Origin of the sequence: Parapedobacter sp. ISTM3 (genome assembly GCF_016533505.1) — a bacterium.
Lineage (GTDB): Bacteria > Bacteroidota > Bacteroidia > Sphingobacteriales > Sphingobacteriaceae > Parapedobacter > Parapedobacter luteus.
On sequence record NZ_JAENGN010000003.1, the window covers coordinates 356,363 to 377,422 of the forward strand.

Sequence of the window (21,060 nt, forward strand, 5' to 3'; positions counted from 1 at the left end):
GCCGGGCGAAGTGTTGCTTGTTTTATTCCTTGACGATAATCCTCCTTTCTTTTACTTCAAGTTTCACCTGTTCTGTAGCGGCAATCATGTCGAGGATAGCCGATAGGGGTTGTTTCCTGGATACCATGCCGTTGAACCTGATTTTACCCAGGTGTTCGGGGCAGGACACCTCCACGTCATACCAGCGGATTACTTCCTCAAGAATGTCTGATAAGCGTTCGTTACGGAAAATGAAGTCACCGTTTTTCCAGGCGATCGCTCGTGCCACATCCGCGTTTTCGACGTGGATGCGGGCACCGACCTGGGCTTGCATGTGCGGGCTTAGCACTTCGTAATCTCCTGTAGTGCGCGAAATGACCTTTACCTTTCCCGTTACCAAGGTAGTGCGCTCGGTAGGGTAGCTGGTATAGCTGTTTACATTGAATTGCGTGCCCAGTACCTGTATGGTTTGGCGATCGGTTTCAACCAAGAAGGGCACCCGTTCGTCACTTTGCCCGGGTACGGCTACGCGAGATTCGGCAATGTCAAAATAGACTTCGCCCGTCATGCGTACCCGGCGTTCGTGGTTGCTGAATACTGTGGGGTACGAAAGGGACGAAGCCGCGTTTAGCCAGGCTTTAGAGCCATCGGGAAGGACGATCTGATAGCTACCGCCGCGCGGGGTGGCCAAGGTATTGGTCTGCAGCGTGCTGGCATGGTCTTGCGATGTGGTGCGGTATTCAAGTACTCCCTGCCTATTTTTCGATATGGTGACGCCATTGTCGTTGGAAATAACCCCTTCTTGTATGCCGTCCAACGCAATGCGGGTCCCGTCGGCTAGTGTGAGGATTGCCTTGTCGCTGCCCGGCAAAATGATGTCGCTTGTTGGGCTATCGGAGCGTTCTCCAAGAGTTTGACGGTAGATGAATATGGAGATCGCCAGTACGAAAAACAGCGAAGCGGCAATGGCGGTGTATCGGCGTAGGGAAAGCCACAACGGTCTGCGGCTGCCGGTCTTCGCGGCATGGAACCTGGGCGAACGTTTAATCGCTGTCAACATGGTGTGGACGGTGTGTTCGTCGGGTTCTTTTCCAGGCTGGTCCTTTGCGATTTCTTCGTACCAGGCTTCAAGACGTCGGATCTCTTCATCCGTACATTCGTTACGGTGATACTTATCAAGCAGTGCAGCTAGTTTCTTTTCCATACACATCGAGGGCGCCATTTGTGCCCTGTTATGAGTATAGTAACCGAAAGGAAAGTTTTTGCTATTCTAAAAAGCACATTTAAAGATTTCTTAATCGACTTAACGATATGTTAACCTTTAAATGGTGCGTGCCCTTCAGAAAAACAGGAAATAGGAGGTGTTTTTCAACGCAGCTACAAAGCGTTTGCGGATCACTTTGAGTTGGTTGTAAACCGTGTGAGGAGAGGTGGCGAGCATATCGGCTATTTCCGAAACGGTTTTGTTGCGTTCGTAACGCAAGGTATACACTTGCTTCATGCGGGGCGGGAGCTCCGTGATGGCGATGTCAAGCAGGGATTCCAATTCCTCATTGTGCGCCTGTTTGAACGCGATTGACAATTCATCCGTATCGGCGATCTCTTCAGGTAAGTTATCCCAAATGGTTACGAAATGCGGCAGGTGTTTGTTTTTCCGATAGTAATTCAGTACCCGATTGATGGCCATACCGTAAAGGTAAGGGTATATCTCTCCTTGGGGCTGTATGGTATCCCGCTTTTCCCATAGCGATAAAAAAAGGTCTTGTATGAGGTCGGCCACAGCGGATTGGTCATTGATGCGCTTGCTGATTTCTTTGTACAGCAGACGGACATAGCGTTGGTAGATGCGGTCAAAAGCACCTTCGTTTCCTTGCTTTAGGGAATTCCAAAGTTCGTTATCTGTTTCTAAAACGTCGCTGCCGAATTGCATGTTGTACGATCCCACTTGGCTAGATCGGGCTTCTAGCAGCCAAAGTTAGGAACTCTGTTCTATCGGAATTATTATGTTTATGTTAAGCTGGTGTGAATGTAAGCTTCCCGGAAGAAAAAAGACTGTTAGAGAGTAGAAACTGATCATAATTCAAAAATTCAATTAATTGAAATTTGAAAATTTGTCCTCAAGGTTATTTAGCCATTTCACCGCTTTTCTTGGCTCACGCTTTTTACGGATGTAAAACTTATCCAATGGAGATTTTTATAGCCCATTGTTTTACGCTGTCGATGAATCCTTTGGTTGTTGCGGGCATTATATCCAACACGATTACTGTTCTCATTTTTTACTGTTTTATTACAGCAAAGTTGAGAACACAGTAAGGTGTGTAGCGATAACAATTGTTAATAAATGAGGTTATCTTCTATTTCTGATTCGGCTCAAAGAAACGGAAGTAATGCCCAGGTAAGAAGCGATGTGATGCTGCGGCACACGTTGTACGATGTGCGGATACTTGGTGATTAATTCTTCATACCGTTGTTGCGGTGAATTTTTACAGGACCTGTCTGGTTTCCCGAAGGGTTCGGTTTTATTTCGCCCAACATTTCCATTGTTCTTTTTTCTTTGTCGGATATGGCTTTTAGCAGGCCAGATGCTTGTTGGATGTATTTAAAGTCTTTCGTTTCACTTACTTTTTCAAATAATTGCGAAACCAAGGTCCAGCGTTCTGCAATCTCTACAAATGCTTCGTGTCCTGCTTTTAATTCGTCGATTTTCAGCAAGTCGTAACTTTCTTTCAAAAAATCACGGTATAGATTTCGGAATAATGCGCCACCGGTTCCCGCTTTTTCCATCATCATTGCAGATGTCTTAAACTCGTTTTCAATGTCGTTGCTACTATTAAACCATTTGACTATTTCTCTGCTTGCTTTTACAATACCTTTATAGCCTATGTTCGTTATCGGTGGGTTTAGATAGTCACTCACATTATTTCTAATTGCCTTAATAATCGAGGTTTCTAAATTCGTTTTCTTATCAGTCTTACTCAGCGTATAATACAAATTTCTTGAAGACATGGGGCCTTTTTCGGCTCTTGCCAATGCCAAACTTTTCAAGCTCGTCTTTACTTGACCGCCTTGTTGCTTTGTGTCCACCAAAAAGGCGTTTTCGTTATCATATCCATAGATTGCTGCATAGTGCCCTGCAAAATGAAATGGCCGTGAAAAATATTCTAAATGAAAACAGTCTAATTTCAGTCCAACCGTTTGCCCGCGGTCAAGCAGTTCTTTTACATTTTTCCATGCTTTTTGCTTCGATGTAGTTTCTTTAACGGTTAATTCAAGGTTTAGATTTCTCGCTATATTCCGAGTTAGAAGATCAGTTTTGATTCGCCCACCTATAAAAGGGAAACTCATTGTTTTCATATTCCAAAAAATGAAACCCAGTCCTTCACCAAGCCCAAAAAGCATAGGCTCGGAAAGTTCAATGCCGAGTTGTCTTAACAGCGTTCCTGTCGCTGTCGTCTCGCAATGTTGTCCGTCAAACGCTTTTATATTTTTTATTTTCATTGGTTACTGCGATGTTGTTTTTGGCTTCATATTTTTTCACTCATGAAGCCACTAAGGTATAAGTTTTTACTAACAGATAATTGCCCCGATTTTGCCGAAATACAAAATTTTAATTGGAGTCTCCTCCCGTTAAGTATAAATTTCCGGCTTGTTCACAAACGATTTTGTGACTTTACCTTATTGATTATGGCCATAATTCGTTGCACATCCAGGCTGCCGGAGTAACTGACCACGCCAGCTTCATCGAGTAAGACCACCTGAGGGAAGGCATCGATTCCGTATTCCCTATTGATATTCGCGTCGGTTCCCCAAAGCACGTCGAACGTTACCTTGTTGCGCAGCATGAAGGATCTGACCATATTTTCGCTATCTATGGTATTAATGCCCAAAACAACCAGTTTGTCCGGATCGTTCCGCACGGCGAGTTCGTTCAGTATCGGTACGGCCTCAATGCAATAGCCACAGTTCGTCATCCAGAATTCCAGCAACACCATCCGACCGCGGTAGTCTGTTAGTGTTTTCCGGCTCCCCGTGCGTAAATCAATCAGGTCAATTTCAGGAGCCTTTTCGCCTACCTCGACAATGGATAGAGAGCTGCGTGTCTCCGGCTCATAGTCTGTCAAGTACGTGGAGTAATACCACGAATTCTCGGCTGGGGCCGGTGGGTCGGTATTCACGTCATCGAAGACTGTCCGGCTCCTGTCGCGGCTGCCGTGCCTGGTCTGTAGTAAAGACAGGGGTAGCAGTGTTGCACTATCCACGAGCAGTTGGTAGTTGATGGTGATATCGCCCTTGGACTTTGTAAATCCGGTACCCAGGTAATCGGCAAAGGCGTTCCGAACCTCAAACGTTAAACAGTGGGCTGGCGCACCGCCGATCACCGTATCGGCCATTGATTTTACAATACCGCTGTCCGCTATAATGAACGGCAAGAGGTTGCGAAGGGTTACGATGGAGTTGAACAGTTCAGAGCGGCGGTTCAATGCAACCGATGTTACCCTATTTTCGGTTGTTATCGTTCTGCGTCCCGTGTTGACGTCAACGATTGCCGTATTATTAAAAATAGAGAGCCCGCCGGCATGCGAAAACTGATACCTGAATCCTGTACGGTCGTTCTCTTCGGCAAAATCCATATACATGCTACCGGTCATCGTTGAGTGGATAGCCTCGGCAGGGTAGTCAAGTTCCCTCACGTATTGGTAACTGATCGTCTTAAGCGAAAGGAGCTTTTCCGCTACTTTTCTGAATAACGGTATTGTCTCGCCAGCTGTTTCTGAGGGCGGTTGTGCGGACGTCGATGAGATTATTATCGAAAGGCATACTCCCAAGATAGTTTGTAGCGTCTTCATATCTATTTGTCGCGGTGAACGTTAAAATGTTGCTTGTCGTTTTAACACATCTTGTTCCTTCCGTGGCGGGGCTATGCTTTTAGAGTACGGGCCACTGGAGCTCGGCTGATTTTCGGAAAGTTGCCTTTTCGTATCTGCAGGGCTATCCCATGCAGAACTTTTAATATCCCATGGGTTGGATTTTCTGTTGCTTTTGGCGTAAAGCCTAAGAGATAAACTGCTCCTATTGAAAAATTAAAATTTGCATCTGTTATCATAAATTTAGTTTTATGATTTTTGTGTATGACGAATAACAACTTAGAGCAGGATAAATCTGCATTGCTTATTATAGATATGCAGTACGATTTTGCAAGTCCTCAAGGCCAAGCCTATGTCCATGGAACAGAAGAAATAATTCCCCACCTTGTTTCTCTAACACGTATATTCAGGAAATACGGCAGACCTGTGTTCCATATTATGCGCCTATATTATCCAGACGGAAGTAATGCTGAACTATGCCGTAGAGCGCTTATTTCGTCCGGTAAACAGATAGTAGCTCCCGATAGTCAGGGTGCGGAAATCATTGATGAATTACTGCCTGAAACCGATAGCCCCTACGCTCATGACGAGCTTCTTAAGGGAAAGGTCATCCGGTGTGGTGATAATGACTACATCTTGTACAAACCGAGGTGGGGTGCATTTTACAACACGACATTACATGATGTGCTGCAATCAAACGGAATAACTTCGCTCTTTGTTGCCGGTTGTAATTTCCCGAATTGTCCACGCACAACCATGTACGAAGCCAGCGAACGGGATTACAAGCTTGCAATGATCCCATCTGCAATATCGGGTGTCTACGATAGAGGCTTAGAAGAAATGCAGAATATCGGTATTCATATCTTCGACGATCTCGCCCTCGTAGATTTCTTTTTCAAAAGTGGAACACTAATCACCGATTATCACCCGGTCTATAAAGACGCTTTCAAGACATTGAATATGGCGTGGCTAAATCAGTATTTCGATATAGAACCGGTTGACGAATACGTATTGTCCAATCCGGAAGAGGCTATACTCAAAAATGGTGGCAAAATCCTGTTCGCCTTAAAAGGCGGGCAACCTATCGGTACGGCTGCCTTGAAAAAAATGGATGACGGTCGTTTGGAATTGACCAAGATGACCGTACATGAGAATCACCGAGGGTGTGGAATCGGCAAAATGCTCTGCACTCAGGCGATATCCGTATCCAAACGTCTTGGAGTGAAAGAGCTGGTACTTTTCTCACATACACGTTTAGCGGATGCCCTGAATATATATCGGAAATTAGGTTTCAACGAAACGGAGATAGATAAAACAAAATACAAAAGAGCCGATGTCATGATGAAGTTGACCTTTTAAATGCCCGGATTTAGGTATTTTTTGGTCGAAGAACGGCGAATAAGCGAGCAGAGTTGGCCGATCAGTACAGATGCACACAGATGGAATTATTTAGTAAATATTTAGAAACAGCGAACAATGGATGTAAGATACCCAATCGGACAGTTTGAGAGACCTAACCTTATCGGCAAACAGGAGCTTTCGGGATGGATAAGGATTATAGCCGAATTCCCGAAAGAAATTGCCCGGGAGGTTTTATCTTTAACGGATGCACAGCTGGATACTCCCTACAGAGATGGCGGCTGGACGGTAAGACAGGTTGTCCACCATTGTGCAGATAGCCATATGAATGCCTTTATACGTTTTAAGTTGGCGCTTACCGAAACTAATCCGATTATCAAGCCTTATCATGAAGCGTTATGGGCCGAATTGCCTGACAGTAGAATTCGTTTGGAACCCTCGCTAAACCTTTTAAAAGGATTACACGAACGATGGAGTAGAATACTTGAAAGCCTTGGAGACGAAGATCTAAAAAGGACATACATTCATCCTGAACAAGGGCGGCCAGTTCCTTTGGACGAAGTTGTTGGCATGTATGCATGGCATTGCAAGCATCACTTGGCTCATATTAGGTTAGTGACCGCAACGGGCCAGGAAAAGTAGAAGCATATTTACGATATACTCAATAACTATCAAACAAATTCCAACGTTTCGCAAAGCTACCAAGCATTTCTAGATCGCGTTCCAATCGCTCGTTCCATAACAATCCGTAATTTAATCGGAGGCAATTTTCGTATTGATTTTGCAGGGTGAAAATTCTGCCCGGTGCAAAACTGATTTTATGTCGCAGGCATTGCTCATATAATGCGATGGTATCAACGGCTTTAGGTAGTTCCACCCAAATAACGAACCCGCCCTGCGGTCTGCTGGCCATTGTTCCGTCAGGAAAATAATCCGAAATGGCCCGTGAAAATTTGAGTAGATTGCCGTGGAGTGTATGCCTTAGTTTGCGAAGGTGGTTCTCATACCGGCCTGTTTCAAGAAACCCGGCAATAACTTCCTGAGTGATAGAAGTCGATGAAATATTGTGGTAGCGTTTCATACGCCTTACCTCATCTTTGAACTTTCCCGGAGCAACCCATCCCACCCGATAGCCGGGAGCGAGCGTTTTTGATACCGAACCGCACCACAATACCAGGCCGCTTTCATCGTAGGTCTTGCAGGATTTGGGACGTTGCTGGCCAAAATATACGTCACCATTGAGATCATTCTCAATCAGCGGAACATGATATTTTTCAAGGAGGCGCACCGTCTGTTTCTTGTTTTCATCGGGCATGCAGCTGCCCAGCGGATTGCTGAAATTGCTGATAAAGAGACATACATTTATCTTATTTTCTCTTAACGCATCTTCCAATGCGTTCAAATCAACACCATGCTGAGGATCAGACGGCAATTCCAATACTTTGACACCTAATACCTGAGCGAGTTGTAACATGCCGAACGAAACAGGACTTTCCATTGCTACCGTATCTCCTTTTTTGGTCAATGCCATCAAACAATATGACAGCGCGTTCAGGCAGCCGCTCGTGGTGATGATCTCATCATGCTTCAAATTACACTCCATTGCAAAAGACCATCGGGCAATCTGACGGCGTAACCGCTCATTTCCCTCCGTTTTGTCGTACATAACGCCGCTCCCTTTCAGCTCCCTTGTTGCCATCATAAGACCTTTGTTGAGCTTTGCTATGGGCAACAACTCATTTGCCGGGGTCCCCAGGGCAAGCGGTAAATGACCATCTTCCCCCAAGCTATCATAAATCTTACGTACCAACAATTCACTGTCGGCATAATTCGCTTCGGCTTCGGGAGTGGTAAGCTGGGGAAGCGCCGGAATTTTCGTTTTTGAATACCGCACATAATATCCCGACTGAGGTCGGGTCTCAATCAACATTTTACACTCTAAATAATAATACGCACTTAATGCCGTATTTTGGCTTACACCATATTCACGGCATATAGTCCGTAGCGAAGGGAGCTTATCACCGGTACGCAACGTCCCGTTCAGGATTTGTTGCTCAATAATTTTAGCGATACGCATATAAGCGAACTCCGACTTGTTTTGTGTTTTCTTCATTCCGTATTTTCAGACTGCTGCCAACAAAAATAACAAAACTGCATCTGCTACCATGAGAATATATTGCCGAATTTTGTTTGACAGTATCGCAAACATGTAAAAAACAGTTAATAATGAACTTCTACCATAAACACCTATTTATCGTAGGTTCAGGGGCTATTGGCAAAGCACTCGCCGTTTTCCTTTCTCAAGCGGGCAGAAAAGTTACCATGATCAGAGGAAGCGTAGATGACGGTCGTACAACAATCCGCCGTTTCGCTGTCGAAATGGAGAAGGGCGTTCTACACGAGGCGGACGTGGAGGTTGCAACACTGAATTCCCTTGCCGAAATTGACGGTATTGTTGTTGTTGCAACCAAATCTTTTGGGAATGAAAAACTGGCTTGCACATTAAAGTCAAAAATAGGCGACTCACCCCTAGTACTCCTACAAAACGGCTTGGGCATTGAGCAACCGTTTTTGGAGCATGGATACCAGCACGTGTACCGCTGTGTTCTCTTTGTGACAAGTCAGTCGATCGATGAAGTTGCCGTGCGGTTTAAGCCTGTGGCAACTTGCCCTGTGGGAATAGAGCATGGTGATAAAGAGCAACTCAACAATATCGTCGCCCATCTAAATACCCCAAATTTCGGATTTAAGCGTGAAGTACATATTCAGCATATAGTATGGAAAAAAGCGATCATCAATTGCGTGTTCAATTCGGTTTGCCCGTTATTGGAAATTGACAATGGTATCTTCCACAGAAATCCTGGAGCGTTGAAAATTGCCCGTAGAGTCATCGCTGAATGCACAACTATTGCTCATGCAAAAGGAATAGCAATGCAGCCTGATGACGTAGAGCGTGGTTTGGTTCAAATAAGCCGGTTGTCCGATGGACAAGCGATATCGACCTTACAAGACATATGGCGCAATAAAAGAACCGAAATAGAAACGTTAAACGCTGAAATAGTGAGGATAGCCGAACAGATACATCAGCAGGACGCCGTCCGGGAGACAAGGCTATTAGGTGAACTCACGAAAATAAAATCTGAGCGCGCGTTAAAAAGCACTTGAAACGTGTACTCAACCAGGCATTTTTATAAAAACAAAATAGTATAGTTTTTCAACAAGGAGACTTCTTGTTTGTCCCCGCTTTTGTAGCACATCGGTTTGTCGAGTTTTCAGCAGACTTTATCACTTGGGTCTTTTTTTTTATAAAGTAGTTATGCTGTGATTAACTGGTAATAAGTTTAAAAAGCTTATGATATTGATTATCAACCCAAAGTAGCACTGATGAATGCCGGGTTTTTGATTTTTGTGCGTAGCGGAAGTCTGGGAAGATTGCAAATTAATCAATAGATGCTTTGCAATTTCATCAATATCTGGCGGACGGCAACCTAGAGCTCCATGGCTAATCCATGATTGCTTTTTTTGATGATAATTATATCACCTTTTCAAGCTATTTTTGGCGAAATCTGGGTTGATGCAATGAATAACCATGCAAAAGGAGTGCTCATGGCACTGTCAGCGGCAATATTGTGGGGTATATCCGGCACGTCCGGTCAGTTTCTGTTCCAGCAACGCGCCATGAGCGTGGAATGGCTGATGGCAGTGCGGATGCTCGGAGCCGGCATTCTGTTATTAATCCTGGCGCTTATACAGAAAGATGTCCATATCTGGGCAATATGGCGCAACAAGAGCGACCGGCGGCGTCTGCTGGTTTTTGGTGTCGTGGGTATGTTGACTGTACAATACACCTATTTTGCCGCAATAAAGCACTCCAATGCCGCTACCGCAACCATCTTGCAGTTCTCGGCACCGGTATTGATCGCTATTTACCTTGCAGTACGTTTCCGCACGCGGCTAAGCCTCAGGGGCTATTTTGCGATTTCATTGGCCATTTTAGGCACGTTTCTCTTGGTCACCCACGGGGATATCGGCTCGTTGAATATTTCACCGCTGGCTTTTGCGTTCGGTATAGCTTCTGCCGTGAGTTTAGCGCTTTACACCTTAATGCCCGGGAAGCTACTTGCCAGATACAGTGCAACGACGGTTATCGGTTGGGGGTTGTTCGTGGGTGGTGTGGCTATATCGTTGATCAAACCGCCGTGGGAGGTGGATGGTATCTGGGACGGGTATACCTACGCCAATAGCCTATTTGTAGTATTTTTCGGAACATTGATACCGTTTTACATGTACCTGAAGGCCGTACAACTCATCGGCGGCCAGACTGCCAGCGTGCTGACGTCTGCTGAGCCGCTTTCCGCTACGCTGATCGCTGTGCTATGGCTAGACGTTTCGTTCCTAGCTATGGATTGGTTGGGGGCTTCATCAATCATTTTGACCGTATTTCTGCTGTCCCGCCGATCCTGACTAAATTAAGATCAACTATGTTAATTATCACCTATTGCTGCCGGCAATCTTGCACAATCAGATAAAAACTTAACGTATGCAAACCCATGTTTTGGACAACCTTCTTCGGGATCATTCCTGTCATATTTGTAGGGGGCCTGTACGGAGACCGGGTCAAAAGGCTTCATGGCGGGGGCAGAAATAGTACCACTCGATAACTCCGATACGGCTGCGCGTTACGTATACGAGCAAGCCGTTATGTGGCGTAAACAATAAGTGAGATGTTCTTGATATCAACCATGATTGATATCAACTAATAAGTGCAAAAATGAAAACAAATATTTTTTTTATTCAACTTATTAGTTGTATGTTTGTGTTCACATAAACGATGGAAAACCGCCTATCGATTTGTATCGTGAGGATTAGGGATTTTTAACATGTGGGAAACTTGTCACGGATAAGTTGTTTCTTGCGAAGAGATGGGGGGAATGTTTGATGTATCCATTTAATTCCGTATTGCCGTGGCCACAAAAGACGACGTTTCCCATTTCCTGCAAGAGTTCTTTGCCAAGTGCAGCGTATTTGGCATCATTTTCAGAGATAGCAGACCAAAGAATGCGCAGACGCTGTTGGATTTGGAGATTACGCCAGTCAAGCGAGGTGAAATCGTGGAGTCGCTCACGGTTACTGATTATAGCGAAGGCCCGCTGGATGATAGGCTATATGGCATAGCCAGCATGTGGGTATTCGGCAAAAGATATAAGAACAACGAACTATATATAAAAGTATCAATGGGGACAACAAGCAATCCGGTCATTTGCATATCATTCCATCCGGCGGAGCACCCCATCAACTATCCTTTTAAAAAGGAGAAAACATGAACAGCCCGATCACAGGAAAACCAATGAAACTGGTCCGCGAAGCGGACACCCTTACGTTCCGCAAGGAAACGTTTAACATCGTGTACCATTATTATTTGTGTGAGGATAGCGGCGAGCGGTTTACCGATGGCCGATTGGACACGCTCAACACGGTTCAGGCCACCAACCAATACCGGGAGAAATACGGTATCCCTTTTCCGGAGGAAATCCGGCAGATCCGCGAGCAGTATGGCGTATCTGCCGCCAAGATGTCGGAGATATTGGGGCTGGGGGCCAATACCTATCGGCTGTATGAAGCGGGAGAAATGCCCACAGTCGCCAACGGTCGGCTTATCCTGTCCGTACGGGAGCCGGAGGAGTTCATCCGGCAGGTAGCTGCCAGCAGTCATTTTTTGGACGAACGCGAAGTAAATAAGTTTATCGCCAAGGCGCAGTCATTAATCGACCAGCGCAACGATGTCTTATATGACCTCGAACTTTCGCAAATCATGTTGCGTGAAGATCCGCCCAATTCGTATAACGGCTATCGGCGGCTGAGCCTGTCACGTATTGCACAAACAATAGCCTATTTTGAACAGCATATCGGCAACCTGTATAAGACCAAGCTCAATAAACTGCTCTTCTATACCGATTTCCTGGCATATAAGGCTCACGGGTATTCCATTACCGGTTTGCAATACCGTGCCATCCCATACGGTCCTGTACCCGCCGAATATGGACGGCTGTACCTGCGGCTACAGGATGACGGGAAGGTTTTGGTTGACGAACGGAACGGCAAGGATGACCAGTACTTGGAGGTTTACTACCCCAATATGTCTTTCGATGGACACGAATTTACGGAAGGGGAGCTGCACATCCTCGAATTCGTCGCCCGGGTGTTCAGGGGGAGAAGTACCGGTGAGATAGTGCATCTCAGCCATGAGGAGCCGGCTTGGAAGGATAACCATGGTGACAGGCAACTTATCGATTATCAGCGATATGCGTTTGGAGTGGGGGAGCGTATTGGTTTGTTGGATTAACAATCGACTAAATCGGGCAACGGGTTGAAATTGATAGCCGATGAACTGAAGGGCTATCCCAAAATAGAATTCAAATGGTTTGAGCGTGGCGGGTTACAATTCCAGGTGCAGTTTGTCAATAAAGATTATGTAGCGCAGCACGAGTTACAGCAGGAGTTACAACAGAAAACCTGATATGGTCGCCTATTGCCAACACAATGTTAGCAGTTCGGGCTTTTGTCATTCTTTAGTAGCTCGGTGTAAGGGTCGCCTGTCAGCCCAAGTGCCAATGCAAATGCTGGTTCCGTCTTCCTTCCTTGCCGTTTGAGTTCAATAATTTGTTGTCTGAATTTTTCTCCGTGTTTGTTTAGCAAATTATGTTCAACTATTAGATGTCTGTATGCAAATTGTTGTCTTGTCGGAATACGTTGTCCAAAAATCTCAATTTCAAAACCGTCCAAAAAGAAATTGGCAACAATAGCCAGGGTGTCTAAACTTGGCTGCTCCCTGATCGGGCCAGGCTCAAATGCAAAGATGGATCGATCAGGCACGTATTGATCAGCTCCAATGTCCTGAGGAAGGACGGTAAGTTCGTACACACAAGATGCTTTACCAAGGACGTCACATCAATCGTCGAAGAGGAGAAGAGAAGGAATAGCTTACTGCTTCAACTGGAACAAAGCGAAGCAAGGTTAAGGATGGCCATAACGTCCACCAACCTTGGTACGTGGGACTGGGACACCCAAACAGCGAATATCTACTTATCAGAGGAGGGTAAAAGGATATGCGGATTACCTTCGGAAGAACCGGTTTCTTTTGAAAAGCTCTCAGATCTCATCCATCCGGATGACCGGCGACAGGTAGACCAGGAGGTAAAACGCTCGACCGAATTGGGCATCGACGGCCTTTACGATATAATATTTAGAATCCACCGGTTTGATGACCAAAGGCTATGCTGGGTAAGGGTACAGGGCGCTGTTTACGTCGACGCCAAAAAGGATTCAACGCGGTTCACCGGCATGATGCTGGATATTACCGACATTAAACAGGCGGAAGAAAAAAGTGCTCAGTTGGCAGCCATTATCAGGACTTCCAATGACGCTATTATTAGCATAACTTTGGACGGAATCGTCACCAGCTGGAACGCTTCAGCACAGCGGATGTTCGGTTATACCGCTAAAGAAATGGTCTGCCAGACAATTTTGAAAATAGTGCCCGAAGACCGGCAGGACGAGGAAGCGCATATTCTTTCACGGCTAAGGAGCGGCTTGGAGGTGGAGCATTTCGATACAAAACGCCTGACGAAGAAAGGAAACCTTTTGGACGTGTCCCTCACCCTATCACCCATCAAGGATGCGGGGGGAAATATCATCGGCATATCCAAAATAACCAGGGATATAACCGGAAAAAAACAGGAGGAACGGCGAAAGAATGATTTTGTAGCGATGGCCAGCCACGAACTGAAAACGCCATTGACCGCTATCACCGGGTTTGCGCAGATATTGATGAACCATTCCAAAAAGGCTGGTGATGATTTCAGTTGGCGTGTGATGTCAAGAATCGAGGCGCAGGCAAAAAAAATGGGTTCGATGATTCAGGGCTTTCTCAGTTTGGCGAGAATCGAAGGAGGGAAAATCGAGCTCCGGAAGGAGGTTTTCGAATTGGATGCATTGGTGAGCGAAATTGTGGATGATGCCAAATTGTTAGGCACAAAACACTTTTTCAAGTGACAGGCAGTGAACCCGCGACCCTATACGCCGATCGCGAAAAAATAGGACAGGTGCTGATGAACCTGGTCAGCAATGCGATCAAGTACTCTCCAGCCGGAAGCACCATAACCATTGGCTCCGAAAAAATGGCCGGAAAAGTTATCATATCCGTACGTGACGAAGGTATAGGGATCAGTGCTGCAGATCAAAAAAGATTGTTTGAACGTTTCTATCGTGTAAATAACGAAAAAATAAAAAACACAACCGGCTTCGGTATAGGACTTTACCTTGTTTCAGAAATCCTGCGCTACCATAATAGCAATATTCTGGTCGAAAGCGAGGAAGGCAGGGGTTCGATATTCTATTTTGAAATAGACGTTCCGAGCTGCCACATCGAAGAACACTTGCCATAGCAAAAGGACACCTCCGGCGTATTATTTTATTGAAATATAAATATCAACTTCTGCATTGTCCCAGTTTTGGCTTCTTTCGTCATAGACCTCAAAATCAAAAGCAAATTTTCGTTTAATGTCTGAATTCCATATTCCTTTCCAAGTGTCAGTGATACAAGCCGTCATTTTACCCCTCGCTGTAAACTTTGTGTAGGTTTGACTAGGGATTACAAGTACTTCAAGTCCGTTGGGAGTAGCAACATGATCAGGTACTTTACAACCTATAAAGTATGAAAAAGGGGCTGTCTCATCCTTTTCATAATCAAAATAAACAGCAAACACTTCATTAGACAATTTTTCCGGAATAAGGTCGAAAACTTTATCAGCTTCAAATTTTTGCCACAAATTGCCGCAATCTTTGCTGGATTGGTTATTTTGATTAGTTGTCTTACCATTTAGTCTTAGTCCGACTAATTTAAAAGCGTCTTTTTTTTCTGCCATAATTCATGCTGTTTATTGATTTTGTTTGATGCAGCCGGTTTACAATGACCGCCAATCGTCCGTTTGTTGGGGCGTCCGCTATGCTTGCACATAACGGTCCGTCAGCCCGCCTGACGCCAAAGCTTAAAATTTAAAGTAGCCGTCATAAGATCACGCCAGTATCTTCTCGTAAGCCCTTCTTGGACTCCCCCTGAAATACACTTCTCCGCAATAGACATATCCCAACTTTTCAAACGTCTTCATCATCGCCATATTATCGAAGTTGGTATCCGCCTTGACACTGCGAATATGGTTGTCAATCGCATAATCTTCAACGAATGCAAGAATCCTTTTGGCCAAACCTTTTCCTACATAGTTTTCTGCAATAGCTATACGGTGAACAACAACGAATTCGCCGTCCGTTAACCATTTACCTTCGATCTTTGCATATTCGGGTTCATCATTCACCAGTATTGCAACGTAACCGATAATCGTACTTTTGTCCATCAGAACAAATCCAGCCCCCCGCTCAATATCTTTTTGTATTACACCAGGATTGGGATAACCATCCTGCCATTGGTTACTGCCTTCCTGTTTTCTCCGGATAATAGCCTGCTGCAGTATATCCCAAACCGGTTGCAAATCTGTAATCTCCGCCTTTCTAAATGTATATTCCATATTTGAACAATTAAAATGTATGTAATTATACGACTCATAGCATCGTATCGAAGTCAACGTGAAGCTGGGTTGAGCCATAATCATCTCGGCAGTTCAGTTTTTCATATCCAACCGAAGTTGAGCTCGTTTTAGGCCCGGGTCACTCAGGTCGGGTTAAATATAATAACTAATTAGTAAAAGCCCAATCCGAAAGAGGAGTTCGCAATGCTTTTACCAATTACTAGGAGCAACATGCCCCGCAACGAAATTCGTTCGAGAAATCTCATGGGGTCAGTACCCGCGGTCAACCAAGCGATTTTAGACGCCAACAGATTCTTTGTTTGATCTGGGGTTGTCTTCAGCAGCTCGTCGTTCATGGTGAAGCCTTTGACGATGTATTCGCGCAGCCGCGTATTGTTCTCGTGACAAAGTCTGACAGATTTACATTTTTGGTTGACAAAATTAAAAATATAATTACTTTTGTAAACCTTCTCGCGATTTGTTTGTCAAACTAACCGAAGGAGTATGATAGCTATGAACCAACTATTTGGAGAACGATTTAAATCAGCCCGCCTACTGAACGGATTTTCTTTGCAGGGACTTGCCGATGCCTTGGGTAACAAAGTGACCAAACAGGCATTACATAAGTATGAGAAAGGAGAGGTGGTGCCGGATAGTGAAAAACTATCGCTGATAAGCGATGCGCTTAATGTGCGTCCGGATTATTTTTTCAGACCGATGGCGGTAGAGCTTGGTCCGATCGAATACCGTAAGCTTAAGCGCATGCCCGCCAAAGAGGAACAGAAGATCATCGAACAAACCCGAGAATACCTATCGCGGTATTTGGAGCTGGAGGAACTGTTAGGTATCAGATACGAGTTTAAAGATCCATTGAAGGATTTTCCCGTAATACGTGAATTTAAGCAAATCGATGAAGCCGCACTCAAGCTCCGTAAGGCTTGGAACCTGGGATTGGGGCCGATTTTTAATATTCCTGAATTGTTGGAAGACAAGCACATCAAGGTTGTCGAAATCGATGCTGATATTTCATTTGACGGTTTGCAAACCAAGGTAAATGGTAATATCCCGGTTATTGCTTATAACAGGAATATTGCTGATAAACTTGATCGCGTACGTTTCACCTTGCTGCATGAGCTTGGTCATTTGCTGTTGAAGTTCGATCCGCAACTAACCGACAATCAGCGAGAGAAATTATGCCACCAGTTTGCAGGAGCAATGCTTCTGCCAGAACAGACTATCCGCGAAGAGCTAGGTGCTCACCGAAACCGGCTTTCAGTTACTGAGCTCGGTCATATAAAAAGTCAATATGGGATATCCATGCAAGCATTGGTTTATCGGGCCAATTTGCTTAATATTGTCAATGACAATTATAAAAACCAATTTTTTAATATGATGAAACAGATGGGGTGGCGCAATGAAGAACCAACTGTTTATGTCGGTGTTGAAAAAGCAACCCGGTTTGACCAATTGCTCTATCGGGCAATCGCCGAAGAGTTGATTTCAATAAGCAAAGGAGCAGCACTTAAGAATATGAAACTCTCCGACTTCAGGAGCCAATCGTTGGTTATGTAAGATAGGTAATGAAGCTTGCTATCACCGACGCCTGTATTTTTATCGATCTTCACCTATTGGACTTAGTGGTGCCGTTTTTCGAATTGGATATTGAGGTACACACCTCACTTGATGTATTCAATGAACTTAATGAAGAGCAGCGTCAACTATTGTCGGCATACCGATCCATGGATAAACTTACCGTACATATCCTTCAGCAATCGGATCGTGAAGCAATGCGTGGATTTGGTTTTCCACGCTCATTATCGGAGATGGATTGCACTGTGCTATATTTAGCTGAGCGTCTCGATGCTATGGTATTAAGCAGTGATAAGGTGGTGCGTAATTTTGCTAAAAGGAAGTCGATCGATTATCATGGTATGTTATGGATTTTTGACGAACTGGTCAGGCAGGAGCGTATTGGGGCGGCTCTTACTGACACATTTGAAATCTCCTGCTTCACGGTCAATTCAATTCGTTATGAGCGGGTTTTGTAAGAGCCCGCCTTGCAGGCAGGAATTTTTACCGCTGAACGGTTTGTTGTTTATTCCTTCCGCTTATAATGCAGTTGCGTCAATCCTGTTTCAAATGTTTTGACTGTGATAAATTCAAGTGTTTGTTCAGGTCTTCCGTCTTTAAAAAGCCGTGTTCCATTGCCTAATAAAACGGGGATGACCGAAATTATAAGCTCGTCAATTAAGTCGTGTTTCAACAATTCATTTATTACTTCAGCTCCACCGTCACAATATATATTTTTTCCTTCTTCAGATTTTAACCTTTTGACTAACTCGGCTATGTCTCCGGTATAGAAAAACGTTCTGCCTACTTGAGGTCTTTCAGTTCTTGTTATGACATAAACATCCCGCTGTCCGTTGTCGTAATGAGATGGGCCGATTTCTTTAAGCACATAGTCATAGGTTCTTCTGCCAACGATTAATGTGTCAATTGTGTCTGTAAATTCGGCATACCCGTAGTCTTCACCTTCTTTTTCAACGAGTTTCAGGAAACTGAGGTCGTCATTGGGTTTTGCAATGTAGCCGTCTAAACTTGTGGCAATGAAAAGCGCTATTTTTCGCATTTGTCTTAAATTTTAATGTTTGTGCAAAGTTACCTCTGGACAACTACTTGCACTTTGTAAAAATGCGACAAATTAAAGCTGCGATGGGGAAAGTCCTGTGTTCCGTTTTATTTCATTGGTAAGGTGGGAATGGTCGTAATAACCACATTCAAAGGCAATTCCCAATAAACTCCGATTTCTATCTGGGTTTTTGATTAACTCCAACGCATGCTGAAAACGGATAATGTTTGAATATTCTTTTGGGGATAGTCCAATGAACTTTTTAAAATTTCGCTCCAACTGCCTCACCGTTGTGAAATTTCGTTTTGATAGCTCGTACATACCGATTTGTCCGTTTGTTGCGTGTATATCGTTGATAACCGATTGTAGCTGGTTGCTTTTGCTTTTTATTCGATCTGAAAAGAAACAGTCAAAATAATTGAATGGATTGTCAAACGTTTTATCCACGTCAAACGAATTGGATTTTTCAAATTCAACGGTGTCGTTAGTCAACTCATTTTGTGGGGCATAGCTATAGAAATTTGCAAAAGCTGCGGGTTTTAGGCACACACCTATTAAATGTGTATCGGTATCAATAAAGCTGTCTTTGAATGAAGTCATTGCACCAACCACATAAGTTTTTCCAAACTCCATTGAAAACGAGCCGTTGTCAGTCAAACAAGTATCTCCCAAATTCATTACTATACCGGCACATCCATCCGGAAAAACCCGTTCCCACTGTCTCTCCAGCTCGTTTCCTTTCAGCTCCCAATAGAAATGGATAAAGGGCTCTAGTGCTTTGTGAGGTTTTACTTTTTTGTACTTCATTGGTTTCTGTGGTGTCGTTCGTTACAATGACCGCCAACTAGTAAATACATGCGTCCAAATCAACATTAATTTATTGTTGCCTTTAATCAAGAAATCCACTTACTTCAGACCCCCCCAAGGTCACGATTGGTTTCAATGCCGGGTGATACGTAAATGCCACCACCCGTTTATAAAGGATATGATGAAACAAACTTCCGATATGCTCCCTGCCTCGTAGGTATTGGTTGGTGTCAAATCCGATGATGGGTAAATTCCTTTTTTCAAGAAGGAATGTTTGTGTCAACGTTGGTACCAATTCATTGATCCAATATGTAGTTTTTCCCGCTCGATACGTTTCAATCGGAGCCTCCCAGCCTTCGGCGCTCCGCATATATTTCAAATCATCGCGCAACGTACGCACACTGATGCCGCCATGGCTGGGGTTGATTTCAACAAGCCGTTCATTGCAGGCCTCCAGCAGGTCATCAAAGGTATATTTCCGATGTGTATTTGCTAGGCACATATCCAGTACCTTATAACGGATTGCGGCTTGTTTATTGGTTGCCATAGTTTATGAATATTGATAGACGAAGATACATAAACCTGTGCGGATACACTGCACACCCAACCGCTATAATTGCGCAGTGATTTTAACAATCAAACCTTTTTACGTGATTTGCATCATAAAAAGACAACATTGCAGCGAATGGGACAGCCACATATCTTTACACAAGATGAAATCGAAAAAATAGGTAATACCCTTATCTATTTTGCAGAACGGGTGTATTAGAAGGCCTTCTGGCCAAAAAAGATTATGACCACCGACCACCAAATCGATTTCAGTACCCTGTTGGATGAAGAAAAAAAACAACGTTATGCGGATCATATTGAATATCTCGATATATCCAAATCGCTGAAGTAAACCATTGCATTTGCCCATTAACCAACCCTACACCATGTTTCAGCCCGGTACCCTTATTTATTTCAATCCGTTTTATTTTAAAAATGGAGCGGCCAGTAAATCCAAGTACTTCATTATGTTAAAAGAAATAGACGACCAGTACATATTAGCTTCTTTGTCTTGGATATTTTTTCTTTTTCATCCGCTTGGCAAACCGTTATTGCCGAGCAACCGGGGGTGGCACTCCCGTAAACCAAACAGCCGTTTACCTGTTGGTAAGATAGCACACCCCCTGTTTAATTATGGCAAAAAAGAAGATAGCCACCAGCGCCCGGATGGAAGAGGCACGGCAACTGGAAAAAGCAGGTAAGCATGCCGAGGCGCTGAAGCTGTACCGCACACTTACCCGCGGTAAGCGCCTGAACGCTGATGCCTATAACCGCATGATGGTTATCCTGCGGAAGCAAAAGCAATACAAGACCGAATTGGAGGTTATCCGCCGGGCCATTGCTGCGGCTGAGGCCGCGGTGGCCGCCAACCGGAAGGCCATCGGCGAGCGGGACCAGGATTCGGCTGCGCTGAGCCGCAAGCTGGCTGATTCACTGGGGTTGCTGAATGATGAAGGGCTGCCGGTATATGAAGACCCGCAAGTGACCGCCTGGCGCAAACGGGAGGCCGTGGTAGAAAAGCGGATCCGTTCGGCAGGTTCCCGCCGTTGAACCACGGCGTTGACGGCCCGTCCGGACGGGTTGCTCCGTATGCCTATACAGTAGCGCCACAAAAAAAATTGAAGTCAGGAAGTTTGGTGGATTGCTAAATCGCATGCAAAAGGGTGATACACTAATTGTATCCGAATTGTCTCGGCTAGGACGAAACCTTATGCAGATTAAATTTTGCACGATTGCATGGAGCGCGGTGTTCACCGAAACACCGTAGCTACTTTTGTGAGAGAAAATCCGA

The 21,060-nt window shown here is 44.6% G+C and carries 24 protein-coding genes and 1 pseudogene; 13 read left to right on the forward strand and 12 right to left on the reverse strand.

Going from position 1 to position 21,060, the window contains the following annotated elements; translation table 11 throughout:
• Positions 1-22 precede the first annotated feature (22 nt).
• From JHJ32_RS06460 to JHJ32_RS06480, 5 genes are all read right to left on the reverse strand, one after another.
• Positions 23-1,183: a FecR family protein gene (locus JHJ32_RS06460; protein ID WP_200120375.1), complete on the reverse strand. Its 1,161-nt coding sequence runs from the start codon at positions 1,181-1,183 to the stop codon at positions 23-25.
• A 135-nt stretch (positions 1,184-1,318) separates the two neighbouring features.
• Positions 1,319-1,909 (reverse strand): RNA polymerase sigma factor, encoded by a 591-nt coding sequence (locus JHJ32_RS06465; protein ID WP_200120376.1) that lies wholly within the window; start codon positions 1,907-1,909, stop codon positions 1,319-1,321.
• Between the two features lie 521 nt (positions 1,910-2,430).
• Positions 2,431-3,477 (reverse strand): BtrH N-terminal domain-containing protein, encoded by a 1,047-nt coding sequence (locus tag JHJ32_RS06470; protein ID WP_200120377.1) that lies wholly within the window; start codon positions 3,475-3,477, stop codon positions 2,431-2,433.
• 152 nt (positions 3,478-3,629) lie between these two features.
• A complete protein-coding gene (locus JHJ32_RS06475; RefSeq protein WP_200120378.1) occupies positions 3,630-4,826 on the reverse strand; it encodes a TlpA disulfide reductase family protein in 1,197 nt (398 codons plus the stop codon).
• Between the two features lie 71 nt (positions 4,827-4,897).
• Positions 4,898-5,083, reverse strand: coding sequence for a hypothetical protein (locus tag JHJ32_RS06480; RefSeq protein ID WP_200120379.1), 186 nt, complete (start codon positions 5,081-5,083; stop codon positions 4,898-4,900).
• Positions 5,084-5,108: 25 nt separating this feature from the next.
• Between JHJ32_RS06480 and JHJ32_RS06485 the strand changes: the two genes are divergently transcribed.
• Complete coding sequence (locus JHJ32_RS06485) at positions 5,109-6,203, forward strand: isochorismatase family protein (protein ID WP_200120380.1); 1,095 nt, start codon at positions 5,109-5,111, stop codon at positions 6,201-6,203.
• 117 nt (positions 6,204-6,320) lie between these two features.
• The gene (locus tag JHJ32_RS06490) at positions 6,321-6,845 is read left to right on the forward strand and encodes a YfiT family bacillithiol transferase (RefSeq protein WP_079716077.1); all 525 of its coding nucleotides are present in this window, start codon (positions 6,321-6,323) and stop codon (positions 6,843-6,845) included.
• A gap of 19 nt (positions 6,846-6,864) precedes the next feature.
• Here the strand turns inward: JHJ32_RS06490 and JHJ32_RS06495 are convergent, their stop codons facing one another.
• Positions 6,865-8,316 (reverse strand): PLP-dependent aminotransferase family protein, encoded by a 1,452-nt coding sequence (locus JHJ32_RS06495; RefSeq protein WP_079716076.1) that lies wholly within the window; start codon positions 8,314-8,316, stop codon positions 6,865-6,867.
• A 113-nt stretch (positions 8,317-8,429) separates the two neighbouring features.
• Between JHJ32_RS06495 and JHJ32_RS06500 the strand changes: the two genes are divergently transcribed.
• The 5 genes from JHJ32_RS06500 to JHJ32_RS06520 all read left to right on the forward strand — a co-directional run bounded on the left by JHJ32_RS06500 (position 8,430) and on the right by JHJ32_RS06520 (position 12,720).
• Complete coding sequence (locus tag JHJ32_RS06500) at positions 8,430-9,368, forward strand: ketopantoate reductase family protein (RefSeq protein ID WP_200120381.1); 939 nt, start codon at positions 8,430-8,432, stop codon at positions 9,366-9,368.
• Positions 9,369-9,782: 414 nt separating this feature from the next.
• A complete protein-coding gene (locus JHJ32_RS06505; RefSeq protein ID WP_200120382.1) occupies positions 9,783-10,667 on the forward strand; it encodes a DMT family transporter in 885 nt (294 codons plus the stop codon).
• 500 nt (positions 10,668-11,167) lie between these two features.
• Entirely contained in the window at positions 11,168-11,527 is a 360-nt protein-coding gene (locus tag JHJ32_RS06510) for a hypothetical protein (RefSeq protein ID WP_200120383.1), read from the forward strand.
• Complete coding sequence (locus tag JHJ32_RS06515; RefSeq protein WP_200120384.1) at positions 11,524-12,546, forward strand: type II toxin-antitoxin system antitoxin SocA domain-containing protein; 1,023 nt, start codon at positions 11,524-11,526, stop codon at positions 12,544-12,546. The genes JHJ32_RS06510 and JHJ32_RS06515 overlap by 4 nt, the downstream gene beginning before the upstream one ends.
• 24 nt (positions 12,547-12,570) lie before the next feature.
• Positions 12,571-12,720 (forward strand): hypothetical protein, encoded by a 150-nt coding sequence (locus tag JHJ32_RS06520; RefSeq protein ID WP_176146118.1) that lies wholly within the window; start codon positions 12,571-12,573, stop codon positions 12,718-12,720.
• Between the two features lie 26 nt (positions 12,721-12,746).
• Here JHJ32_RS06520 and JHJ32_RS22795 read toward each other — a convergent pair whose 3' ends face one another.
• Positions 12,747-13,124 carry a DUF4269 domain-containing protein gene (locus JHJ32_RS22795; protein ID WP_200120385.1) on the reverse strand — a complete coding sequence of 126 codons (378 nt, stop codon included), beginning with the start codon at positions 13,122-13,124 and terminating at the stop codon, positions 12,747-12,749.
• Between JHJ32_RS22795 and JHJ32_RS06530 the strand changes: the two genes are divergently transcribed.
• Complete coding sequence (locus JHJ32_RS06530; RefSeq protein ID WP_255539719.1) at positions 13,080-14,255, forward strand: PAS domain S-box protein; 1,176 nt, start codon at positions 13,080-13,082, stop codon at positions 14,253-14,255. The genes JHJ32_RS22795 and JHJ32_RS06530 overlap by 45 nt on opposite strands.
• Positions 14,252-14,647 carry a cell wall metabolism sensor histidine kinase WalK gene (locus JHJ32_RS06535; protein ID WP_079716070.1) on the forward strand — a complete coding sequence of 132 codons (396 nt, stop codon included), beginning with the start codon at positions 14,252-14,254 and terminating at the stop codon, positions 14,645-14,647. Before JHJ32_RS06530 ends, JHJ32_RS06535 begins: the two co-directional genes overlap by 4 nt.
• A 21-nt stretch (positions 14,648-14,668) precedes the next feature.
• On the opposite strand, the gene JHJ32_RS06540 is transcribed toward JHJ32_RS06535, so the two are convergent.
• Positions 14,669-15,127 carry a GyrI-like domain-containing protein gene (locus JHJ32_RS06540; RefSeq protein WP_079716069.1) on the reverse strand — a complete coding sequence of 153 codons (459 nt, stop codon included), beginning with the start codon at positions 15,125-15,127 and terminating at the stop codon, positions 14,669-14,671.
• A 150-nt stretch (positions 15,128-15,277) separates the two neighbouring features.
• Positions 15,278-15,784, reverse strand: a complete 507-nt coding sequence (locus tag JHJ32_RS06545) for a GNAT family N-acetyltransferase (protein ID WP_079716068.1) — start codon at positions 15,782-15,784, stop codon at positions 15,278-15,280.
• Between the two features lie 504 nt (positions 15,785-16,288).
• On the opposite strand from JHJ32_RS06545, the gene JHJ32_RS06550 reads away from it, so the two are divergent.
• Positions 16,289-17,356: an ImmA/IrrE family metallo-endopeptidase gene (locus JHJ32_RS06550; protein WP_233632514.1), complete on the forward strand. Its 1,068-nt coding sequence runs from the start codon at positions 16,289-16,291 to the stop codon at positions 17,354-17,356.
• Positions 17,357-17,364: 8 nt separating this feature from the next.
• Positions 17,365-17,832: a hypothetical protein gene (locus JHJ32_RS06555; protein ID WP_079716066.1), complete on the forward strand. Its 468-nt coding sequence runs from the start codon at positions 17,365-17,367 to the stop codon at positions 17,830-17,832.
• Between the two features lie 47 nt (positions 17,833-17,879).
• On the opposite strand, the gene JHJ32_RS06560 is transcribed toward JHJ32_RS06555, so the two are convergent.
• From JHJ32_RS06560 to JHJ32_RS06570, 3 genes are all read right to left on the reverse strand, one after another.
• Positions 17,880-18,413: a dihydrofolate reductase family protein gene (locus JHJ32_RS06560; RefSeq protein ID WP_079716065.1), complete on the reverse strand. Its 534-nt coding sequence runs from the start codon at positions 18,411-18,413 to the stop codon at positions 17,880-17,882.
• Positions 18,414-18,485: 72 nt separating this feature from the next.
• Complete coding sequence (locus JHJ32_RS06565) at positions 18,486-19,220, reverse strand: helix-turn-helix domain-containing protein (protein ID WP_079716064.1); 735 nt, start codon at positions 19,218-19,220, stop codon at positions 18,486-18,488.
• An 82-nt stretch (positions 19,221-19,302) separates the two neighbouring features.
• Positions 19,303-19,767, reverse strand: coding sequence for a hypothetical protein (locus JHJ32_RS06570; protein ID WP_079716063.1), 465 nt, complete (start codon positions 19,765-19,767; stop codon positions 19,303-19,305).
• Positions 19,768-20,402: 635 nt separating this feature from the next.
• Between JHJ32_RS06570 and JHJ32_RS06575 the strand changes: the two genes are divergently transcribed.
• Positions 20,403-20,819 carry a hypothetical protein gene (locus tag JHJ32_RS06575; protein ID WP_139378573.1) on the forward strand — a complete coding sequence of 139 codons (417 nt, stop codon included), beginning with the start codon at positions 20,403-20,405 and terminating at the stop codon, positions 20,817-20,819.
• Between the two features lie 64 nt (positions 20,820-20,883).
• Positions 20,884-21,036, forward strand: a pseudogene (locus JHJ32_RS23130) (hypothetical protein); the annotation flags it as partial.
• Positions 21,037-21,060: the final 24 nt, after the last annotated feature.